Genomic DNA, 16,920 nt, shown 5'->3' on the forward strand with positions numbered 1-16,920 from the left:
TAAATTAAATTTGGTTAAACCAACTCAGCCGAGCTGCTGAGCTAAGCCACTGGCCCGCTCTGTCCGCAACCGCACCGAGCTGTGGATAATATCCTGAGAAGCAAACAGATAAAGCTTCTCCTTCGCACGTGTCACCCCGGTATAAACCAGCTCGCGAGTCAGTATCGGACTGAAATCCGATGGCAGTACCATTAAGGTATCAGCAAACTCTGAGCCCTGGGATTTATGGATAGTCATCGCGTAAACCGTTTCATGTTCCGGCAGGCGACTCGGCAAGACTCCGCGGATCGAACCATCCGGCATATCAAAATAAACCCGCAGACGATGCTTGCCTGTCTGAGGATCCGGCTCGGCATCCAGCATTGCGATCCCGATATCACCGTTATACAAACCAAGGCCATGATCATTGCGGGTGATCATCACCGGCCGGCCAACGTACCAGGTCTCATCTCCCGGATTGATCTTGCCCGCCCGTACCAAACCGCGTTCGATGCGCTGGTTAAGGCCGGAAACACCACAATCCCCTTCCCGCAATGCACACAGCAAACGGACTCTCGCAAAGGCTTTCAGCACTTGTGCGGGTTCCTCCCCGCGTTCAATCGCTTCCAGGTAATTACGGTAAAATGTCACCATCATCTTGATCATTCTCTCATAACTTTCAGTACTGAGCGGATAGTGGTGAATATCCTGATACCCTTGCTGCCACACCTTATCAACCTGATAAGGCTGACCACCGTTTATCGCTTTTGCCAGCTGACCAATACCTGATTGCGCATGGAAACGGTAACTCTTGCGCAGCATACACAAACTATCGGCCACCGCCCCCAAACCACCATCCTGTGCCGCAGCAAACTGATATCCGGTTAGCTGACCAAGCAGTTGTCCTTGGCTCGGACTGTAACCTTGCTCAGAGAAAGAACAAATATCCCCCAGCACCGCACCGGCTTCTACCGATGCTAGCTGATCCCGATCCCCCAGCAAAATCAGCTTGGCATGAGGTGGCATCGCATCCAACAGGCGGGCCATCATCGGCAAATCGACCATTGAGGCTTCATCGACCACCAGCACATCCAGGTGCAACGGATTATCACGATTATGGCGAAACTCCACCCGGTTAGGGATTGAGCCAAGCAAACGGTGAATGGTACTGGACTGAGTCGGGATCTGATCTTTAACCGCTTTTTCGATCGCCAGCGACTGAATTGCCGCGCCAATCGACTCAGTAAGGCGTGCAGCCGCCTTACCGGTTGGTGCCACCAGTTTGATGGTCGGCACTTCAACTTCGCCACCTGACTGACCTTCACGACCAACCTGCAGCGCCTGAGTCACCAGCGCCGCCAGCAACTTGGCAACCGTTGTCGTTTTACCGGTACCTGGGCCACCTGAGATCACCGCAAACTGACGGGTCAGGGCCACGGCCGCCGCTACTTTCTGCCAATTCAGGCAAGCGGTATTCGGTACCAGGCTATCCAACAATTCAAGATCTGCAGCACGGGTTGCTGCGGTCAACACTTTGTCTATCGCCATCCAATCAAGGCTGTCAGGCGCGACCACATCAAGCTTGTCACACACTTCCAACTTACGTGATTCAAGGCTATCCGGCTGGGATTTTCCGCCATTGCGCAGCTGTTGCAATGCCTGAAATAAATAAGTGTAACTACGGGCAAACAACTCATCCAATTTAGCCGCCATCTGAACGGGCTGAATAGCGGCAACCTGCTGTTCAGCCGCAGAAGCCAGCTTAAGGCGCGAGGCTACAGTCTGCTCAAACTGCCAGTACCGGTTGAGGTATAACCGTCCTTGCCGCAACACCAAAGGTGTTGCGGCTTTCCCTTCGGAAACCGCCGCCGAGGCCAGCAAAATTTGCTCCCATAACGCAGGTTCAGGCACCCCCTCCATCAACTGACGGCTATATTCAGCCCCCAGCCCCACCAGGTGGCCACGATCAAGCTTAGCCAGAGGCAAGCAGACATGTCCCTGCCCCAGTTCATAACTCGTCTGAGCAGCCATCAGCGTGACCAGCTGACACGTTTCATCATTATCTGATGCCGCCACTGTTGCTGAAATAAACTTGGCAAACTGGTAATCCAGCGGACGGATCGCCCCTTGTCGGGAAAGAAGTTCAAGCCGTTTAAGCATCCAGATATTCTCCGTCAATCAGTGTTTCCAGTTCTGTCAGTAATTCCAGGCTCGGGCGAGCATTGAAAATACCGCTATCGCCTTCGGCACGAACGCCACGCAGGAACAGATAATAGACACCGCCGAAGTGCTTGTCATAGTCGTAATCAGCCTTGCGGCTTTTCAGAAAACGATGAAGTGCCAGCGCATACAGCTGGTACTGCAGATCATAGCGATGTTCACCCATTGCCATCTCCAGCTGAACGCCGCGGTAGACATCCGGATCATCCCCCAGGTGGTTAGATTTCCAGTCAAGTACGTAATAACGCCCCTGATGTTCAAACACCAAATCGATAAAACCTTTGAGCATCCCGCTTACCGTGGCAAAACCAAGCTCACCAGCACGGGCTGACAATGGATCATGGCGGGCAATCACCTTATTCAGCAGCGGAGCTGACAGTACGTTGATCGGCAACATAAACTCCATCTCGGTCAGGCGCTGGGACGCTGGAATATGGCCTAACTGCAAACTATCGCCATCAAGGCTACAGCTCAATACATCACGGATCATGGTTTGCAGAACAGGCAACCACTCCTCGTCGTAGTTTTCCAGACGCAGCAACTCCAGAATTTTGTTCCGGCTCGCGTCACTATCAACAGGCTCAGTAAATTCAATCTCTTCGAACAGGGTATGCAGGAACGTACCCGGACGGGCACCTCGCGGGAAGGTATAAATCGAGCGCTCCGGCTCAACCAGTTCGTCTTCTTCACCGTCACGATCCTGCGACGAGTCAGTATCAAAACCCGGTAACTCAAATGACGCATCAAAGTGCTGATGCCCCTGCTTAACCAAGCCGGAATAACTGGTAATCCACCAGTTTCGCTCAATTTTAGAAGTGAACTCAGCCGCCACCAGCTCGGATTTTTCCTCTTCCAGTGGCAACCATGGCGAATCAGGCAGCTCAGGCGGTTGCACAATCGCCATCGCTGGCGATGCAGCCACCAGCTTGGCAAGCGCCGCATCCAAATCTGCCACGCTACCTTCCTGGCCATCTTGCACCAGCCAGCCAATCGCAGCATTATGCAGCCCCGTCGGCTCCTTACGGCTCAATCCGTTACGCAGCGGCGACATACCGATATAACAACCGTAGACTGCACGAGTCAGAGCCACATAAATCAGGCGTAAATCTTCGGCCAGGCGCTCTTTTTCGGCCAGCTCCATACACTCTTCACCGGCGGCAACATCCAGTACTGCCTGCTGGGTCTGCTCGTCATGGAACAGGGCTGTGCCTGCCGCACGATAACCACAAACGAACGGCAGGAAGACGATGTCATATTCCAGCCCTTTAGATTTGTGAATAGTGACTATCTGCACCAGGTTACGGTCTGATTCCAGCCTTAGCTGCTGCTCGTCGGCATTGCCGTTCGGCTCTTCGATATGCTCGGCCAGCCAGCGGATCAAGGCATGATCGCTATCAAGAGTCTGGCTCGCCTGCTGAAGCAACTCACCGATATGCAAGATATCAGTCAGACGGCGCTCACCACCGTTTTCGGTCAGCAGCCTTTCCGGGATCCGGCGACTCGCCAGCACATGGCGCAGCATCGGCAATATCCCACGACTATGCCATAATTTGCGATATTTGCGGAACTCGGCAACATACTGCTCCCATTTATCTTCGTCGACATTCAACTCATCAAGCTGACGCGCACTGAGGGCAAACAAACCAGAAGCCAGTGCCGCACGCAATCCGCGTTCGTCTTCCGGCACCAGTACCGCCACCAGCAATCGCTGGATATCATGGGCTTCGGAACAGGCAAACACGCTATCACGATTCGACAGGTAAACGCTGGCAATGCCTTGTTCAGCGAGCGCCTGACGGATCATCGCACCTTCAGCCCCTGTACGTACCAGAACCGAAATATCACCGGCCTGAATCGGCTTGGTCTTTTCACCGTCAACCAGCAGTGCCTCGCCCTGCTGAGACAACGTCAGAATTGTCTGGATTTCCGCAGCTGTTGCTGCCGCCATCACCTTCTGGTAATCGCCTTTTTTAATCGGCTCATCTGCCTCCTGACGCCAGAAACTCAGCGCTGGCTGCTTGTTACCCGCCAGCTGCCAGCCTCTGCTTGCGGCCTTCGGGCTGTGGTTAACAGGCAAAAAAGTAATATCCTGATCATAAATAAACGGGCGCTGCGGCTGCTGGAAAATGGTATTAACCGCCTGAACCATTTCAGCGGTTGAACGCCAGTTAGTTCCCAGTGTGTAGTGGGCCTTAACCTGACGACGCGCCTGAATATAAGTAAAAATATCGGCCCCGCGAAAGGCATAAATCGCCTGCTTTGGATCCCCGATCATAAACAGCCCGCACGCCAACTCTTCAACCGTATCATCCTGAAGTTGAGAAGACGGGTTTTCGCCATAAACAGTGTTGAATATGCTGTATTGCAGCGGGTCGGTATCCTGGAATTCATCAATCATCGCCACCGGGAACAGGCCGCGGATCCGGGCAGCCAGACTACCGTCACTATCATTACTCAAGGCTGCCGCCAGCTGGGTCAGCAAATCGTCAAACGACAACCACCCCTTACGCCGTTTGGCATCCGTGAGTAACTGACGGCACTCCTTGATAGCATGAGCCAACAAAGGGTCCCTGACATTCGGCTTTTTCGTAAGCAAATCACCAATGGTGACAAACACCGGATGCTCCGGCGGGTTGCCCTTACTGGTCTTATCAAACAATACCTGTTGATCAAACTTCTCCAACGCTTTGGGTAGCTGATATCCTGTAGTCTCCTGCTCAGCCCAGTCCCCGACCTCCGCTAGCGCCTTCGGCAGACTGGTTTTGGTATAGCTGCGCTTGTTAACACCGGAGCTGGCAATCAAGCCCTGAAAGTCCGCGGCATCGGCACACCACAGCCGCTTTACATGCTCAATGCGGGCAATGTTGTCGTCATGAACCTGCTGGAGCGAACCCTTAAGCTCCGGCGCGCGAATTTCCACTTCAGCACCAGACAGGAACGGGTTGATATCCCGCAACAATGCCGCCGGAGAAACCCAGATACTACGCACCTCACCCGCCAACGTTCTCGGCAACGGGTAGAAATTTCGCCGCCAGTAATCCGCCACTACTTGAGCCCGCAGATGGCTTTCCTCGGTTACAAATTCATTGTTGAACAGGCTACCAGATTCAAAAGCATTCTGGGTCAACATCCGTTGGCAGAAACCATGGATAGTAAAGATAGCCGCCTCATCCATCTGTCGTTCGGCCTGAAGCAGGATCGAAGCCGCACTCTTATGATCCTGGAGTTCTTCAAGCAGCGGTTTGATCACCGGATCATCACTGTATCCACGGCTAAACGCCAGACGGGCATCATGGATACGTCGACGAATACGATCCCGCAGTTCGGCAGTCGCCGCTTCGGTAAAAGTCACCACCAGGATCTGGTCAACTGTCAGTTCTCGGGGAAAACGGCTGCTGCTGTCACCATGTCCCAGCAGCAGGCGCAGATATAAACTGGCAATGGTAAAGGTCTTACCCGTACCGGCCGAGGCTTCAATCAGTCGGTTGCCATGCAACGGGAATGTCATCGGCCTAAGCTCCTGAGGCTCAATGAGCAGCGCAGAAGGAGCTGAGTCAGTATGATCTGGCGATATGTGTTGTTGAGTCATAGGATGCGCGAGTTCCTGTTATTGCTCGAAACCAGGTTCGAACAAAATTAATTTTTGTGATCAGGCACTAATTCAAATGAATATATCGAATTAACTAACTATTTGTTCTATCACGGTGAGAGGTGTTTCACGGTTTAGCCCGAAACCATTCGCTAGTATTTGCATCACGAAATTTGGTCTACCTCTGGACCTGTGGCCGTACGGTGAACACCTTACAATCAAAAATGATTTACCGACGGCCACCCTACACCTCTCCCGATACTAATCCTCGTCCTTCACCTGCTTGAGATGAAGCAATGCCGGCTTGAGCAATTGTTCGGCCCAGTGTGTCACGTCGCCAGCAAGTATTTCATTCCACTCAGGCCATACCCGGTGAATATAGGCATTGGTGCCTTCACCTTCAAACATGTAACCACCATTAAAAGCTTCCGCCATCTTCGCCTTGGCCTTATCTAACGTATCGTCATCATCGCACCAGTGACCCTGCTTATCCTGGCATGCCTGAAGTCCGGCCAGTACAGTACGCGGGAAATACGACAGCGGCTGAGTCAGCCCCTGATAATAAGCCGTCATTAATGCCATTAACTGGTTACGAGCATACTCTGCTTTAACCGGCTCCAGCAGGTAATGTGCATCGACACCAACCAAATGGGTTTCTTTTGACTGTGCAACCAGCGCCAGGCACAAGTGATCAATCCAGCCTTGCAAAATATCCTGAGCACGAACCTTACCCGGACGGTAACGCACTAACCCGCTTTGGCTATGATGTTTTAACCAGCCTTGAAGACGGATCGGTTGCTCACCAATAAGCAAGGCTTCATCGACCTCAACATCAGGCAGAGGCTTGGCCATCAGGCTGGCAACCTTATCGGCCAGCTTTTCAATCTGCACCCTCTCACCCACCAGCTCAAGCTCACCGAACTCAGCTAATGGCAAGCCGCCCGATGCCTGCTGGTACTCGGCAAAGCGTTCAAATACCGCGTCCTTGCTGCCTTTATCACGACCGACTTCACCCTGAAGATAGCTATCCAGGATGGTCGCCAGCAAATCACTTCGAAGCTGGAAGCGGCTCAAACCATCAAGCACAAACGGCTCATCATCTTCGACTGCGCCTGCTGCCGATTCAAAAAACACTTTCAAACGACGGTTGAAAAAATACTGAACAGGCAATCGCCAGAAGCGTGACAATTCAGCCAACTCCAGCACTGGCATACCTCCCCCTTCACTCGGCTCAGCATCCAACGGCTGCTCCTGAAATGCTTCAGCGGTGATCGGCTCGCGGTTTGCTGCCGGCAACCATTCAGCGGCATAACTAGGCATTACGCCCTGGAATGCCTCCGGACTAAACGGAACCAGCGGGTGAATATGAAGCATCATTTGTGCAAGACGATCTGCTGACTGATCAACTGGTAGAGCCTCGTCTCCTTTCAGACAATAACCCTGCTGACAATACTCCAGCAGCTCACTAACCAATACCGACGGCATTTTTTCACTGTTGTCTTGAATTGATCGTCCAACATAACTGATATACAAGATTTCCTGCGCCGACTGGATCGCCTCAAGGAACAGGTAGCGGTCATCCTCACGACGGGAACGGTCACCATATTTACCGCGACCGGCCATCAAATCAAACCCTTCAGGCGGGATCGAGCGCGGGTAGATACCATCATTCATGCCCAGAAGACAAACCACTTTGAACGGGATCGAGCGCATTGGCATCAAAGTACAGAAGTTCACCTGACCAGCCAGAAAGCGCTGGCTAACCCGCTCACCCGACAGCTTGTCATTAAGGTAGTTCCTCAATACAGCCGGGGTGATCTCGCTTTGATAGCCCGCATCCGAGAGCTGTTGTTCCAGCTGTTGCAGCTTATCGCGGATCATCCTAAGTACCATCTCACCATCGGTGTCGACCGCAAAGAAATCATCCAGCAACTGGTTAAGCACCGAAATCCAGGCCGTTACTGGTTGTGGCTGGGCAAGCAGCTGACGGTTGTGCATCAGCATTTCAATAAACAATCCGAGCTGGCCGGCCAGCTCCGCGTCCATACCCTGCACCTCGTCATAGGCCAGTACACCCTGATACAAACCCGACTCCTGTGGCATGGCATAACCCAGCAACATCCGCTGCAAGCCAAACAGCCAGGTATTTTGCTGCTGACGCGGTAACTCGAACTCACTGGCAGTGGCATCATCCAGCCCCCAGCGGATCCCAACCTCTTCAATCCAGCTCTTAATCCGCTCGAAACGCTCACAGTCAAAGCCGAACTTCGCCATCACCGCAGGTACTTCCAGCAGCTCCAGCAATTCAGATGCCTGACAGCGACTTTCCGGCAGGCTCAGCAGGCGCAAAAAGGCCAGCAGTACCGGGTTTTCCTGATCTGCACTACGATCGGAAATGGAGAAAGGAATATAGCGATCACCCGGCGCATTGCCGAAAACTGCCTGAATATACGGACTGTAACTATTGATATCAGCAACCATCACTACGATATCACGCGGCGAAAGCTCTGGATTGTCAGCCAGCATCGCCAACAAGTTATCATGCAGTACCTCCACTTCGCGCATTGGCGAGTGGCAGGCATGGACTGTCAGCGACTTATCCTGGGCCGATAATGCCAGCTTGTGATAGCTGTTTTCAGTCAGTTCATCGTTAACCCGATCTTCGAGGTTAAGAATATCGGCCTGGATAGAATGCAGTAACGAATCAGACTCGATATCGACAAAAGCTTCGACATCATAGGCTTCCATCTCCGAGAGCAGATACAAATTATCCCGCCCCAGCTTGCCCAGTGACGCCAGCAGGGTGTTACCTACAGCGCCTTCATGCGTGTCATCAACCACGTTATCTTCAATCTCACCTTTCAGGGGTGAAATCACGCCGCCTAATTCGCTATGGTCGGCACACCATTGCAACTGCTGGCGCTGCTTAGCGGCCAGACGGGCAAGGTATTTACGGTCCCGCACTTCCCCCCAGTAATGACGGCACGGGTTAGTAAACATCAAGTGGACATCAATGTGTTTACCCAGAGCGGCCAAGGCATCGAGGTAACGCGGAGGCAGGGCCGAGATACCAAACACGAACAAACGCTTAGGTAACCCATCAGGCAATGGAGCCCCGCTTTGCAGGTAACTTTCCAGCGTCTCGATGAAATTATCGTACAGGTTGGCACGATGATATGGTGACTGCCCGAGTGTCAGGGTCTGATCATAAAGAGCCTGCCACAATAGTGGCTGCCACGGATGCTCTGCCGTCAGCTCTGGATCGATCTGGTCGGCCTCCCAAGCCTGGATCCATTCCGGACGATATACTAAGTATTGGTCAAAGATATCTGCAATTTTTTCTGCCAGCTGGTAACTTTTTACCTGCTGGTCATCCTCACTCAAATAACGGTCCAGCGGCTCAAATTCCGGCTTATCCAGCTGCTGCGGCAAAACCTGCATTAACTTCCAGGTCATCGCCTCTTTGTTAAATGCACTTCGCTCAGGCACGTCACTGAGTACCTTGGTAAACATCTTCCAGATAAAGGTTGCCGGTAATGGAAATTCAAGATTAGCTGCAACTCCCAGCGACCTGGCCAGCTCCAGTTTTAGCCACTGTGACATGCCCGGGCTCTGAACCAGGATTTGCTCCTGTTCAAACGGATTGTCCAGCGGATCACGGCGAATAAGTTCAACAAGGAGGGATTTGAGCAGCTCTAGCTGATTAGAGTGATAGACAGTAAACACGCAGATATCTCACAAGCAGAGAAAGTTACAACGATTGTCTACCAATAGACTACTGGCTGCAAACGAAAAACCCGAGGCTGCTGCTCATTTCACCAAGCGGCCCCCCTAGTTATACCGCCAGTCAGTACTGACTCACGCCTGCTGTAGCTTTAAGTTGAACAGCTGGCTTATCGGACGATAATAGGCAAGGTAACGCACCGCCACATACCCCACCACCACAGTGGCCACAAACAACTCCACCTTAGCCAGCGAATGCACTTGGCTGACATATTGTGCCTCTAGCCCAAACCCACTCATCCAGGCCGCCGCTTTGAACAATGCCGTCGCACTGATCACCATAGGAAAGGTAAATGCCGCATAGCCTGGGCTGAATGGCAGCCGCAGCAGGCGATAAAAAGCCAGGTAAATCACAAAGGTCATCAGTACCGCAATACCCGCCAGCAAACCAATTACCAGCGGTGATGGCGCCTGCATAACCGTCAGGTAACCCGCCAGCGATAGCGAAGCCGGGGCAGCCATAATTGCAATTGTCGGCTTAGCCGCATCAGGAATTTCATGACAGAAGATCAACCGGTAAATCATTAGCGGCAACAGCACAGCATAAACCGCCATTCCGAAATACAGCAGGCTTTCCGCCAGCAAGCGCAGCTCACCACCGGGAAAAGAGACATCGGCAACAATGATCCCGATAGGTGGCACAAACCAGCTGGGTACCATATGGTGCAATTCAAAATCAGTAACCCGGTGGTAAACAAACAAGCTCAAAAATACCAAATGCAAAGCGACAGCCAATAACCACACAGCCTGACCGGTGACAGCGGAATATTGGCCAATGGCCTTCGACACGACCATCAAGGCCATCGCAAACGTCGGTACGACACTGCCGACGACCGGGTGCGTCAAATCATTCCATAGCAGTTTAGGGTGACAAAGGAACTTCACCATCAATACAACCAACAGCAACGAGGCAATCATAGCTCCCGTTAACTGGCCGTAACCGTTAAGGTCGGTTACATTCTCCCAACACCAGCCAAGACTGGCGATCCCTAAAGCCAAACCTGCCATCGGGGTTGGCGCTCCTGCGACTTTCTTCTTTGTTGTCTGAATCATTGATACCACTCCAACTTCACGCCCTACAAGCGGCAAAAGGACTATTACTGAACGCAGGAAAGTCTATCTAAATTGAACCGTTTATAATAATTGAATATATTTAAATGCAGTTTAAATATATCTGAACATGGACGAACCATGAATATTGCCCTCAAGCAACTAAAGGTGTTTGTGACGGTTGCTCAGGAACGTACGATTACCGCTGCAGCCGAAAAGCTGTTTCTCTCCAAACCTGCCGTCAGCATGGCACTGTCTGAACTGGAAAAGCATCTCGGTCATAAACTATTTGACCGTAACAATAACCGCCTGATCATCAACGAACAGGGCAAGCGGCTGCTTCCTTTGGCCGATGAACTACTGGCTCGTAGCCATGCTATCGAGCAACTTTTCGATCAGGCAGGCCCTGTAACCGGCAAGCTCAAAATAGGCTCCAGCGATACTGTAGGCAACCAGATCACCCCTTTCCTACTACGTGATTTTCGAGCCAGTTGTGAACATAAAGAGCAAACACTATTCATTTCCAATACCACCCAGATCTGCCACAAACTGAGTGAATTTGAGCTAGATATAGGATTGGTCGAAGGTAAAGTACAGCAACCCGATCTGGTGGTTCAACCCTGGCTGAGCGATGAAATGGTGGTTGCCTGCCACCCAGAACACCCACTGACAAAAATCCATGATTTACGCTTGTCCGATCTGGAGCAGTCGGAATGGATCTTACGCGAACCGGGCTCCGGAACGCGCGAATATTTTCTTAATCGTATCGCACCGAGGCTGGATGAGTGGCATCAGGCATTTGAACTCAACACAACCGAAGCCATTATCAACTGCGTAGCTGCGGGACTGGGAATAACTTGTCTGTCACGGCTCGCCGTCGAACACGCGCTCGAAGATCACCGGTTGGTTATCCTCAAGCTGCCGCTGGATATGCATCGCCAGTACTGGTTGCTCTATCACAAAGAGAAATACCAGAGCCCGCTGCTGAGGTTATTTCTGAAATTTTGCCAAGACTGGACACACAATGAAAACTAACCGCAACTAAACTCGATTATCACCATGACTAAAGGCAATGATTTGGCTAATCTGACACAGCGGACGGCCCGATTCCTGCTGCCAATCACAAAATGCAGACTGGGTGGCCAACTGTGATCGCTGAGTATCCCGCCCACCATCAATAATACCGGTATTGCGCAGGTAAGATTCGACATCATGACTCAGGATAAAAGTATCTTTACCCATGATCCGCAATGTATAAGGGCCAGTGTTCCCACCCAGGCGCTTACCATGCTTTTTCAAATAGCGCCACAAGCCAATAATGTCCTCACTGGGCCAGTCGGCAACCATCGCCGCAAAAGAACCATGCTCAATCGCAACTTCATGGATCATACGGGCGTTCTCAGGAATGGTCATGACTTTGCCCAAGTGGCGAATTATTGCAGGGTCAGTCGCTTTTCGTTCCCACATTTCCGTCGGCATCAACAGCATCTTTTCGATGTCGAAACCAAAGAACACCTGCTCGAAGTTGGGCCACTTATTACGGACAACTTTCCAGCTCATGCCAGATTGGAAAACTTTCTGAGTAAACGCCGCCAACCAGCGATCATCCGGAATAGCCTTCAATTGTTCTGCGTCCAATGGGGTCGCCAGCTGGCTTTCCAACCCGGTTTCACCGCCTTTTTTTTCAGCCGCCCGAGCATAAATATGAGTAAATTTTTCCCGTACCATCACATTAATACGCTTATTACTGGACATTGCCCTTTATGCTACTGTATAAACAGCCAGTAAATCAATTTCGGAGAGGGTGACCATGGCTGTTATCGTCAAATATGTAGTTGAGCGCAACGGAGAAGAAAAGATGACTTTCACCTCTAAGTCCGAAGCCGACGCATACGACAAAATGTTGGATATGGCTGACGAGATGTTCACTTTGCTAAGCGAAAGTGAACTGTTCGAAGAAGATGAAGCCAAGCAAGAAGAACTATCATTGTTCCTTGCACAAAAACGTGAAGAAGTACTGATCGCACTAGGTGCCAAAAAGAAAGCGGCACCCAAAAAGAAAGTAGTGAAACCTGAAGCTGTTGACGAACAGCCACAGGATGATGCTGCATAATCTTTACGGCTGACAGCTTCGACATGAATAAACCTCCTAACCGGAGGTTTTTTTATGCGCCTATTTCCGCCCTAGTCATAATAAACCCAGTAGCTAAGGTAATATTCCCATCATTTTGCACTGATTAACTACTGCCCTCTTCAATATCGTGCCAACTGTCATTATGATGGTTTCATCTTGTTATCGAGCAATCGTATACAAGCTGCCTGCATTGCAGAGCAGTGCTCAAAACTTTTGATATGGAGACCGATAAATAATGGCCAGCTTTTCACTTGCCCTTGGTACCGCAACTAAAAACCGTGACGGTAAAATCATTGAGGCTTTCTTCCCGACACCGGTTCTAAACCCATCTGACGACCTAGTTGCAACTGTTGCTGCTGTTGTTGACTACAAAGAAGGCAACCAGGTGATTGAAGTCACTCCAGCCCAATGCGTGGAACTGGCAAAAGCATTTACCGTTGCAGGCAATGAACAAAGTGCCCTGTTTGCAACCAAGGCTGCCCAGTCTACCCAGCCACTGGTGATCGTTATTCTGGAAACTGATGAGAAGCCTGCATCTGTCGCTGAAGGCTTCCTGAAACTTCAGCTGATCTCTCACCGCCAGGTTAAACCACACGGCGTTGTACTTGACGGTATCTTCGGCCTGCTTCATAACATCGCATGGACCAGCCACGGTCCAATCGACCTGCCAGAGCTGGCAGAACGCCAGATGGAAGCTCGCCTTAACGGTGAAGTACTAACCGTCGACTGCGTAGATAAATTCCCTAAAATGGTTGATTACGTGGTACCGGCAGGTGTTCGTATTGCTGATACTTCCCGCGTTCGCCTTGGTGCACATGTGGGTGAAGGCACTACCGTTATGCACGAAGGCTTCATCAACTTCAACGCTGGTACAACAGGCGTGAGTATGGTTGAAGGCCGTATCTCTGCTGGTGTTGTTGTTGGCAATGGTTCTGACATCGGCGGTGGCGCATCCATCATGGGTACGCTATCTGGTGGTGGTAAAGTGGTGGTATCTATTGGTGAAAACAGCCTGCTTGGCGCTAATGCTGGCCTTGGCTTCCCTATGGGTGACCGTTGTACGATTGAATCAGGCCTGTATGTTACAGCTGGCTCTAAAGTCCGCATGCTGGATGCTGATGGCAAAGAAGTTGAATTTGTTAAAGCACGCGATCTTGCCGGCAAGCCAGACCTGTTATTCCGCCGCAATTCAATGACAGGCCAAATTGAATGCCTGACCAACAAATCAGCGGTTGAGCTAAACAGCGAGCTACACAGCAACAACTAAGTACTTGCGATAAAAACAGGCTGCCAAGGCAGCCTGTTTTTCACTTAATTCAGTCAGTAACCCCGGTCAATCAGCCCATAGCTACTCTGACCATTATTACATTCATCCGGATAATCCGGATTAACTACGGTACTGACTTTTGCCTTACCACTACAATACTCAAACCGCCCCTGTAAATAACCTGCACGATATTTTTCGTATTCAGTTTCGGTCAACGCCCCTTGCTTGCTCAAGCGCTTCCTGTCCCACTCACGGTAACCTTGTTCACCATGGTACGCACCGAGCTGTTCCCACTCTTTCTGTTGCGACAATTCCGACTCATACTGACTAACGCAAGCCGTCAAGACAAGAATTGCTGCCAGAGTCATCAATCTCAGCATCATTCCGCCCCCTGTATCTTGCCTAAGTATGGCTCATGAACAGAGTTAGCGTAGCTACTTACTAATGGTGTAAGTAAACGGATTTGCGAATGAGAACTTGCTGCCGCTCATCTTAACCTTTCCCAGTTTCATAGCGACAAGAACTTCTTTCTGCACCCGGATCAGTGAGAAAAAACGGACCACCATAAAAACAATAAACACAGGCATAATAACCTGAGCCATCGGAGCCGACTGCAAAAGGAGATCATTAGCCAGCCATACCGCTAACATCACCAGCATCACATATAATGAATGCGGCTTCAGGGTTATCATGATCCTATTGTCAGATTCTTTACGCTCAAAGAAAAAATTCATGGCAATCACTCGTCAAATCAAAAGATGAGGCTAACCTTCTCATAGCGACCAGCCTGGAGACAAGGGCGAAACCAGGCTTTTCTACAAATACAAAACCTGATTTTGAACCGCCTGTGGTTCCACTATGACACTACCAACCACTTCATTAATACCGTCAAAAACCCGAATCTCATGTTCACCAGCAAACAAATCAGCCTTCAGCAAACCGGTGCTATATTTATTTCCGGTCAGGCCAGCCAATTTACCATCAACGAAAACTTTCTTTCCCTTTACTGGGAGAAGCTCCTTATCGAGTACATTTAGCACTAACGTCCCCAAGCCATGGTCGGTTTTGATCCGTTCGCGTTTCAATTCAAGTTCACATTCCACCTTTGGGTTCAAACCGAAATTGATAGCCATATTGCAACTAGCAAATGGCGTCAAGTGAAAGCCTTCAGAAGCTTCACTTACCCGGTGGAAAGCCAAATAGACGTCGACATTATCCAGCTGTTTGGTTTCAAATAACTCTCTCGCCTTATAGAAGCCATTGTCATAACGCACAATCAGCACTCTTTCTTGCACAGGCTCTTTGTCCCCAGCCAAACGAACGATCAACGCCAGATTCTGAGCTGAACCGACTTCATTAACCACTTCATCAGGAATAATGAACGTAAATGTCCCCTGATCTTTAAATTCAGTCAGGCTCCAGTTCACACTAGACTGAAGCGGTACTAGGACCATTTTTGTACATGTATCCTTGGTTATATTGACCGTTTTATCACTCTTTCCGATCACCTTATTAGCATCATATAGATACATTGTCAGCCGATGGTAACCGGAGTCGAGATTCAACAGAATGGGGACAATTCCCAGTTCCTTATTGATAGTAAAAACTTTCTCCTCACCACCATTAATCGACAAGCCAAATTGCGGCTGAGATAACGCAGCAATCTCTTCAGGCAATAAATCAAGCATCAGGCTCGGCAGAGATTGTACGTTGCTGAGATCTACAATCGATTCACCAAAACTTGGTGATAGGACAAAATCAAGTTCAGCCAACCTGCCTTCAATAATTTCTTGTCCTTTGGTTTTCGACACATACTGCAGCTCTTTACCTTTACCATCCAGCGTCAACACCAAATCGACATCATAACAACCAGGCTTTAAAGGTAGGGTCTGTTGAGATACAACCTTACCATCAGTTTTCTGGGTCGCAGACAAATCAAAGAGCTGCTCCTCTCCACTTTTTGTATTAGTAACTTTCACCTGACCGTGATAATTACGATCAACATTGGCTTCGTCATCCGTGATGAAATCAATCACCGCCGCCTGTGAATAAACCGCCGATTGAAGAGCATCTGATCCCAAATTCTGCAAATACGTTGCTGCAAATTCCATATTCACAACAACCTGATTATCAACCTTTGGGCCATTATCAACCGCACCGCTTCCTTCGCCACAGCCAACCAAAAGAAAACTAAGTAATGCACTACTTAGTAACTGTTTTTTAGTTTTATGCATAGTTATTCTTAGCCCTAAGATAAATAACAATGTGCAACCACGCACACAAAACAAAAGCACGCGAATCTAACACAAACAAGATAAAAACGGGAAGACACAATCAAAAGAAAAAGTCCTCTGCTGCCATTTTTTTGCTCTGAATGTTCACAGATAAAGACAATAAAATAACAGCTGCATATTTTCTGCACAATTCCTGAAAAATCAGTTCAAAGCCGAATTGCAAAGCTATGCATTTTGAACCAAAACAAAACACAAATTGGAAAATGAGTAGAGACTTAACGGATGATAAAGAGTTCTTAATTAGTGGTGGAGTGGCTGGGGGACGGGACCGCACGACCGAGACTCATCAGTCCACAGGACGAACACATCATACTCTAAACGTAAAAAAGCCTCGTCATTTCTGACGAGGCTTCTTAATAAGTGGCGGAGCGGACGGGACTTTCCATACCGAACATCAGCGCGTCCCCCTGCGTGACAGGCTGCCAAGCTCTTGAGGTAATAGGCTAACCAACTGAACTACCGCTTCACTCAGAACCTATACTCAAATTGCAAACGTAAAAAAGCCTCGTCATTTCTGACGAGGCTTCTTAATAAGTGGCGGAGCGGACGGGACTCGAACCCGCGACCCCCGGCGTGACAGGCCGGTATTCTAACCAACTGAACT

The 16,920-nt window shown here is 50.1% G+C and carries 11 protein-coding genes; 3 read left to right on the plus strand and 8 right to left on the minus strand.

Going from position 1 to position 16,920, the window contains the following annotated elements; all coding sequences use genetic code 11:
- Positions 1-24: 24 nt before the first annotated feature.
- The 4 genes from recD to Q0852_RS18325 all read right to left on the minus strand — a co-directional run bounded on the left by recD (position 25) and on the right by Q0852_RS18325 (position 10,624).
- Complete coding sequence (recD, locus tag Q0852_RS18310; protein ID WP_299020452.1) at positions 25-2,139, minus strand: exodeoxyribonuclease V subunit alpha; 2,115 nt, start codon at positions 2,137-2,139, stop codon at positions 25-27.
- Positions 2,132-5,707 carry an exodeoxyribonuclease V subunit beta gene (gene recB, locus Q0852_RS18315; RefSeq protein ID WP_367278169.1) on the minus strand — a complete coding sequence of 1,192 codons (3,576 nt, stop codon included), beginning with the start codon at positions 5,705-5,707 and terminating at the stop codon, positions 2,132-2,134. The genes recD and recB overlap by 8 nt, the downstream gene beginning before the upstream one ends.
- A gap of 342 nt (positions 5,708-6,049) precedes the next feature.
- Complete coding sequence (recC, locus tag Q0852_RS18320) at positions 6,050-9,514, minus strand: exodeoxyribonuclease V subunit gamma (RefSeq protein WP_299020428.1); 3,465 nt, start codon at positions 9,512-9,514, stop codon at positions 6,050-6,052.
- A 132-nt stretch (positions 9,515-9,646) separates the two neighbouring features.
- Positions 9,647-10,624 carry a TDT family transporter gene (locus tag Q0852_RS18325; RefSeq protein ID WP_299020430.1) on the minus strand — a complete coding sequence of 326 codons (978 nt, stop codon included), beginning with the start codon at positions 10,622-10,624 and terminating at the stop codon, positions 9,647-9,649.
- A gap of 138 nt (positions 10,625-10,762) precedes the next feature.
- Here Q0852_RS18325 and Q0852_RS18330 point away from each other — a divergent pair, with 138 nt between their 5' ends.
- Entirely contained in the window at positions 10,763-11,656 is an 894-nt protein-coding gene (locus Q0852_RS18330; protein ID WP_299020433.1) for a LysR substrate-binding domain-containing protein, read from the plus strand.
- 6 nt (positions 11,657-11,662) lie between these two features.
- Here the strand turns inward: Q0852_RS18330 and Q0852_RS18335 are convergent, their stop codons facing one another.
- Positions 11,663-12,349, minus strand: coding sequence for a DNA-3-methyladenine glycosylase I (locus tag Q0852_RS18335; RefSeq protein WP_299020454.1), 687 nt, complete (start codon positions 12,347-12,349; stop codon positions 11,663-11,665).
- A gap of 82 nt (positions 12,350-12,431) precedes the next feature.
- On the opposite strand from Q0852_RS18335, the gene Q0852_RS18340 reads away from it, so the two are divergent.
- A complete protein-coding gene (locus Q0852_RS18340; protein ID WP_299020436.1) occupies positions 12,432-12,734 on the plus strand; it encodes a YebG family protein in 303 nt (100 codons plus the stop codon).
- 256 nt (positions 12,735-12,990) lie between these two features.
- Entirely contained in the window at positions 12,991-14,022 is a 1,032-nt protein-coding gene (dapD, locus tag Q0852_RS18345) for a 2,3,4,5-tetrahydropyridine-2,6-dicarboxylate N-succinyltransferase (RefSeq protein WP_299020439.1), read from the plus strand.
- A gap of 53 nt (positions 14,023-14,075) precedes the next feature.
- On the opposite strand, the gene Q0852_RS18350 is transcribed toward dapD, so the two are convergent.
- The 3 genes from Q0852_RS18350 to Q0852_RS18360 form a co-directional block, all read right to left on the minus strand.
- A complete protein-coding gene (locus tag Q0852_RS18350) occupies positions 14,076-14,405 on the minus strand; it encodes a DUF2799 domain-containing protein (RefSeq protein WP_299020442.1) in 330 nt (109 codons plus the stop codon).
- Positions 14,406-14,456: 51 nt separating this feature from the next.
- On the minus strand, positions 14,457-14,756 hold the full coding sequence (locus Q0852_RS18355; RefSeq protein WP_299020444.1) for a hypothetical protein: 300 nt from the start codon (positions 14,754-14,756) through the stop codon (positions 14,457-14,459).
- An 81-nt stretch (positions 14,757-14,837) separates the two neighbouring features.
- Positions 14,838-16,256 carry a hypothetical protein gene (locus Q0852_RS18360; RefSeq protein WP_299020446.1) on the minus strand — a complete coding sequence of 473 codons (1,419 nt, stop codon included), beginning with the start codon at positions 16,254-16,256 and terminating at the stop codon, positions 14,838-14,840.
- Positions 16,257-16,920 lie beyond the last annotated feature (664 nt).

This window comes from uncultured Photobacterium sp., assembly GCF_947502415.1.
Taxonomy (GTDB): Bacteria; Pseudomonadota; Gammaproteobacteria; order Enterobacterales; family Vibrionaceae; genus Photobacterium.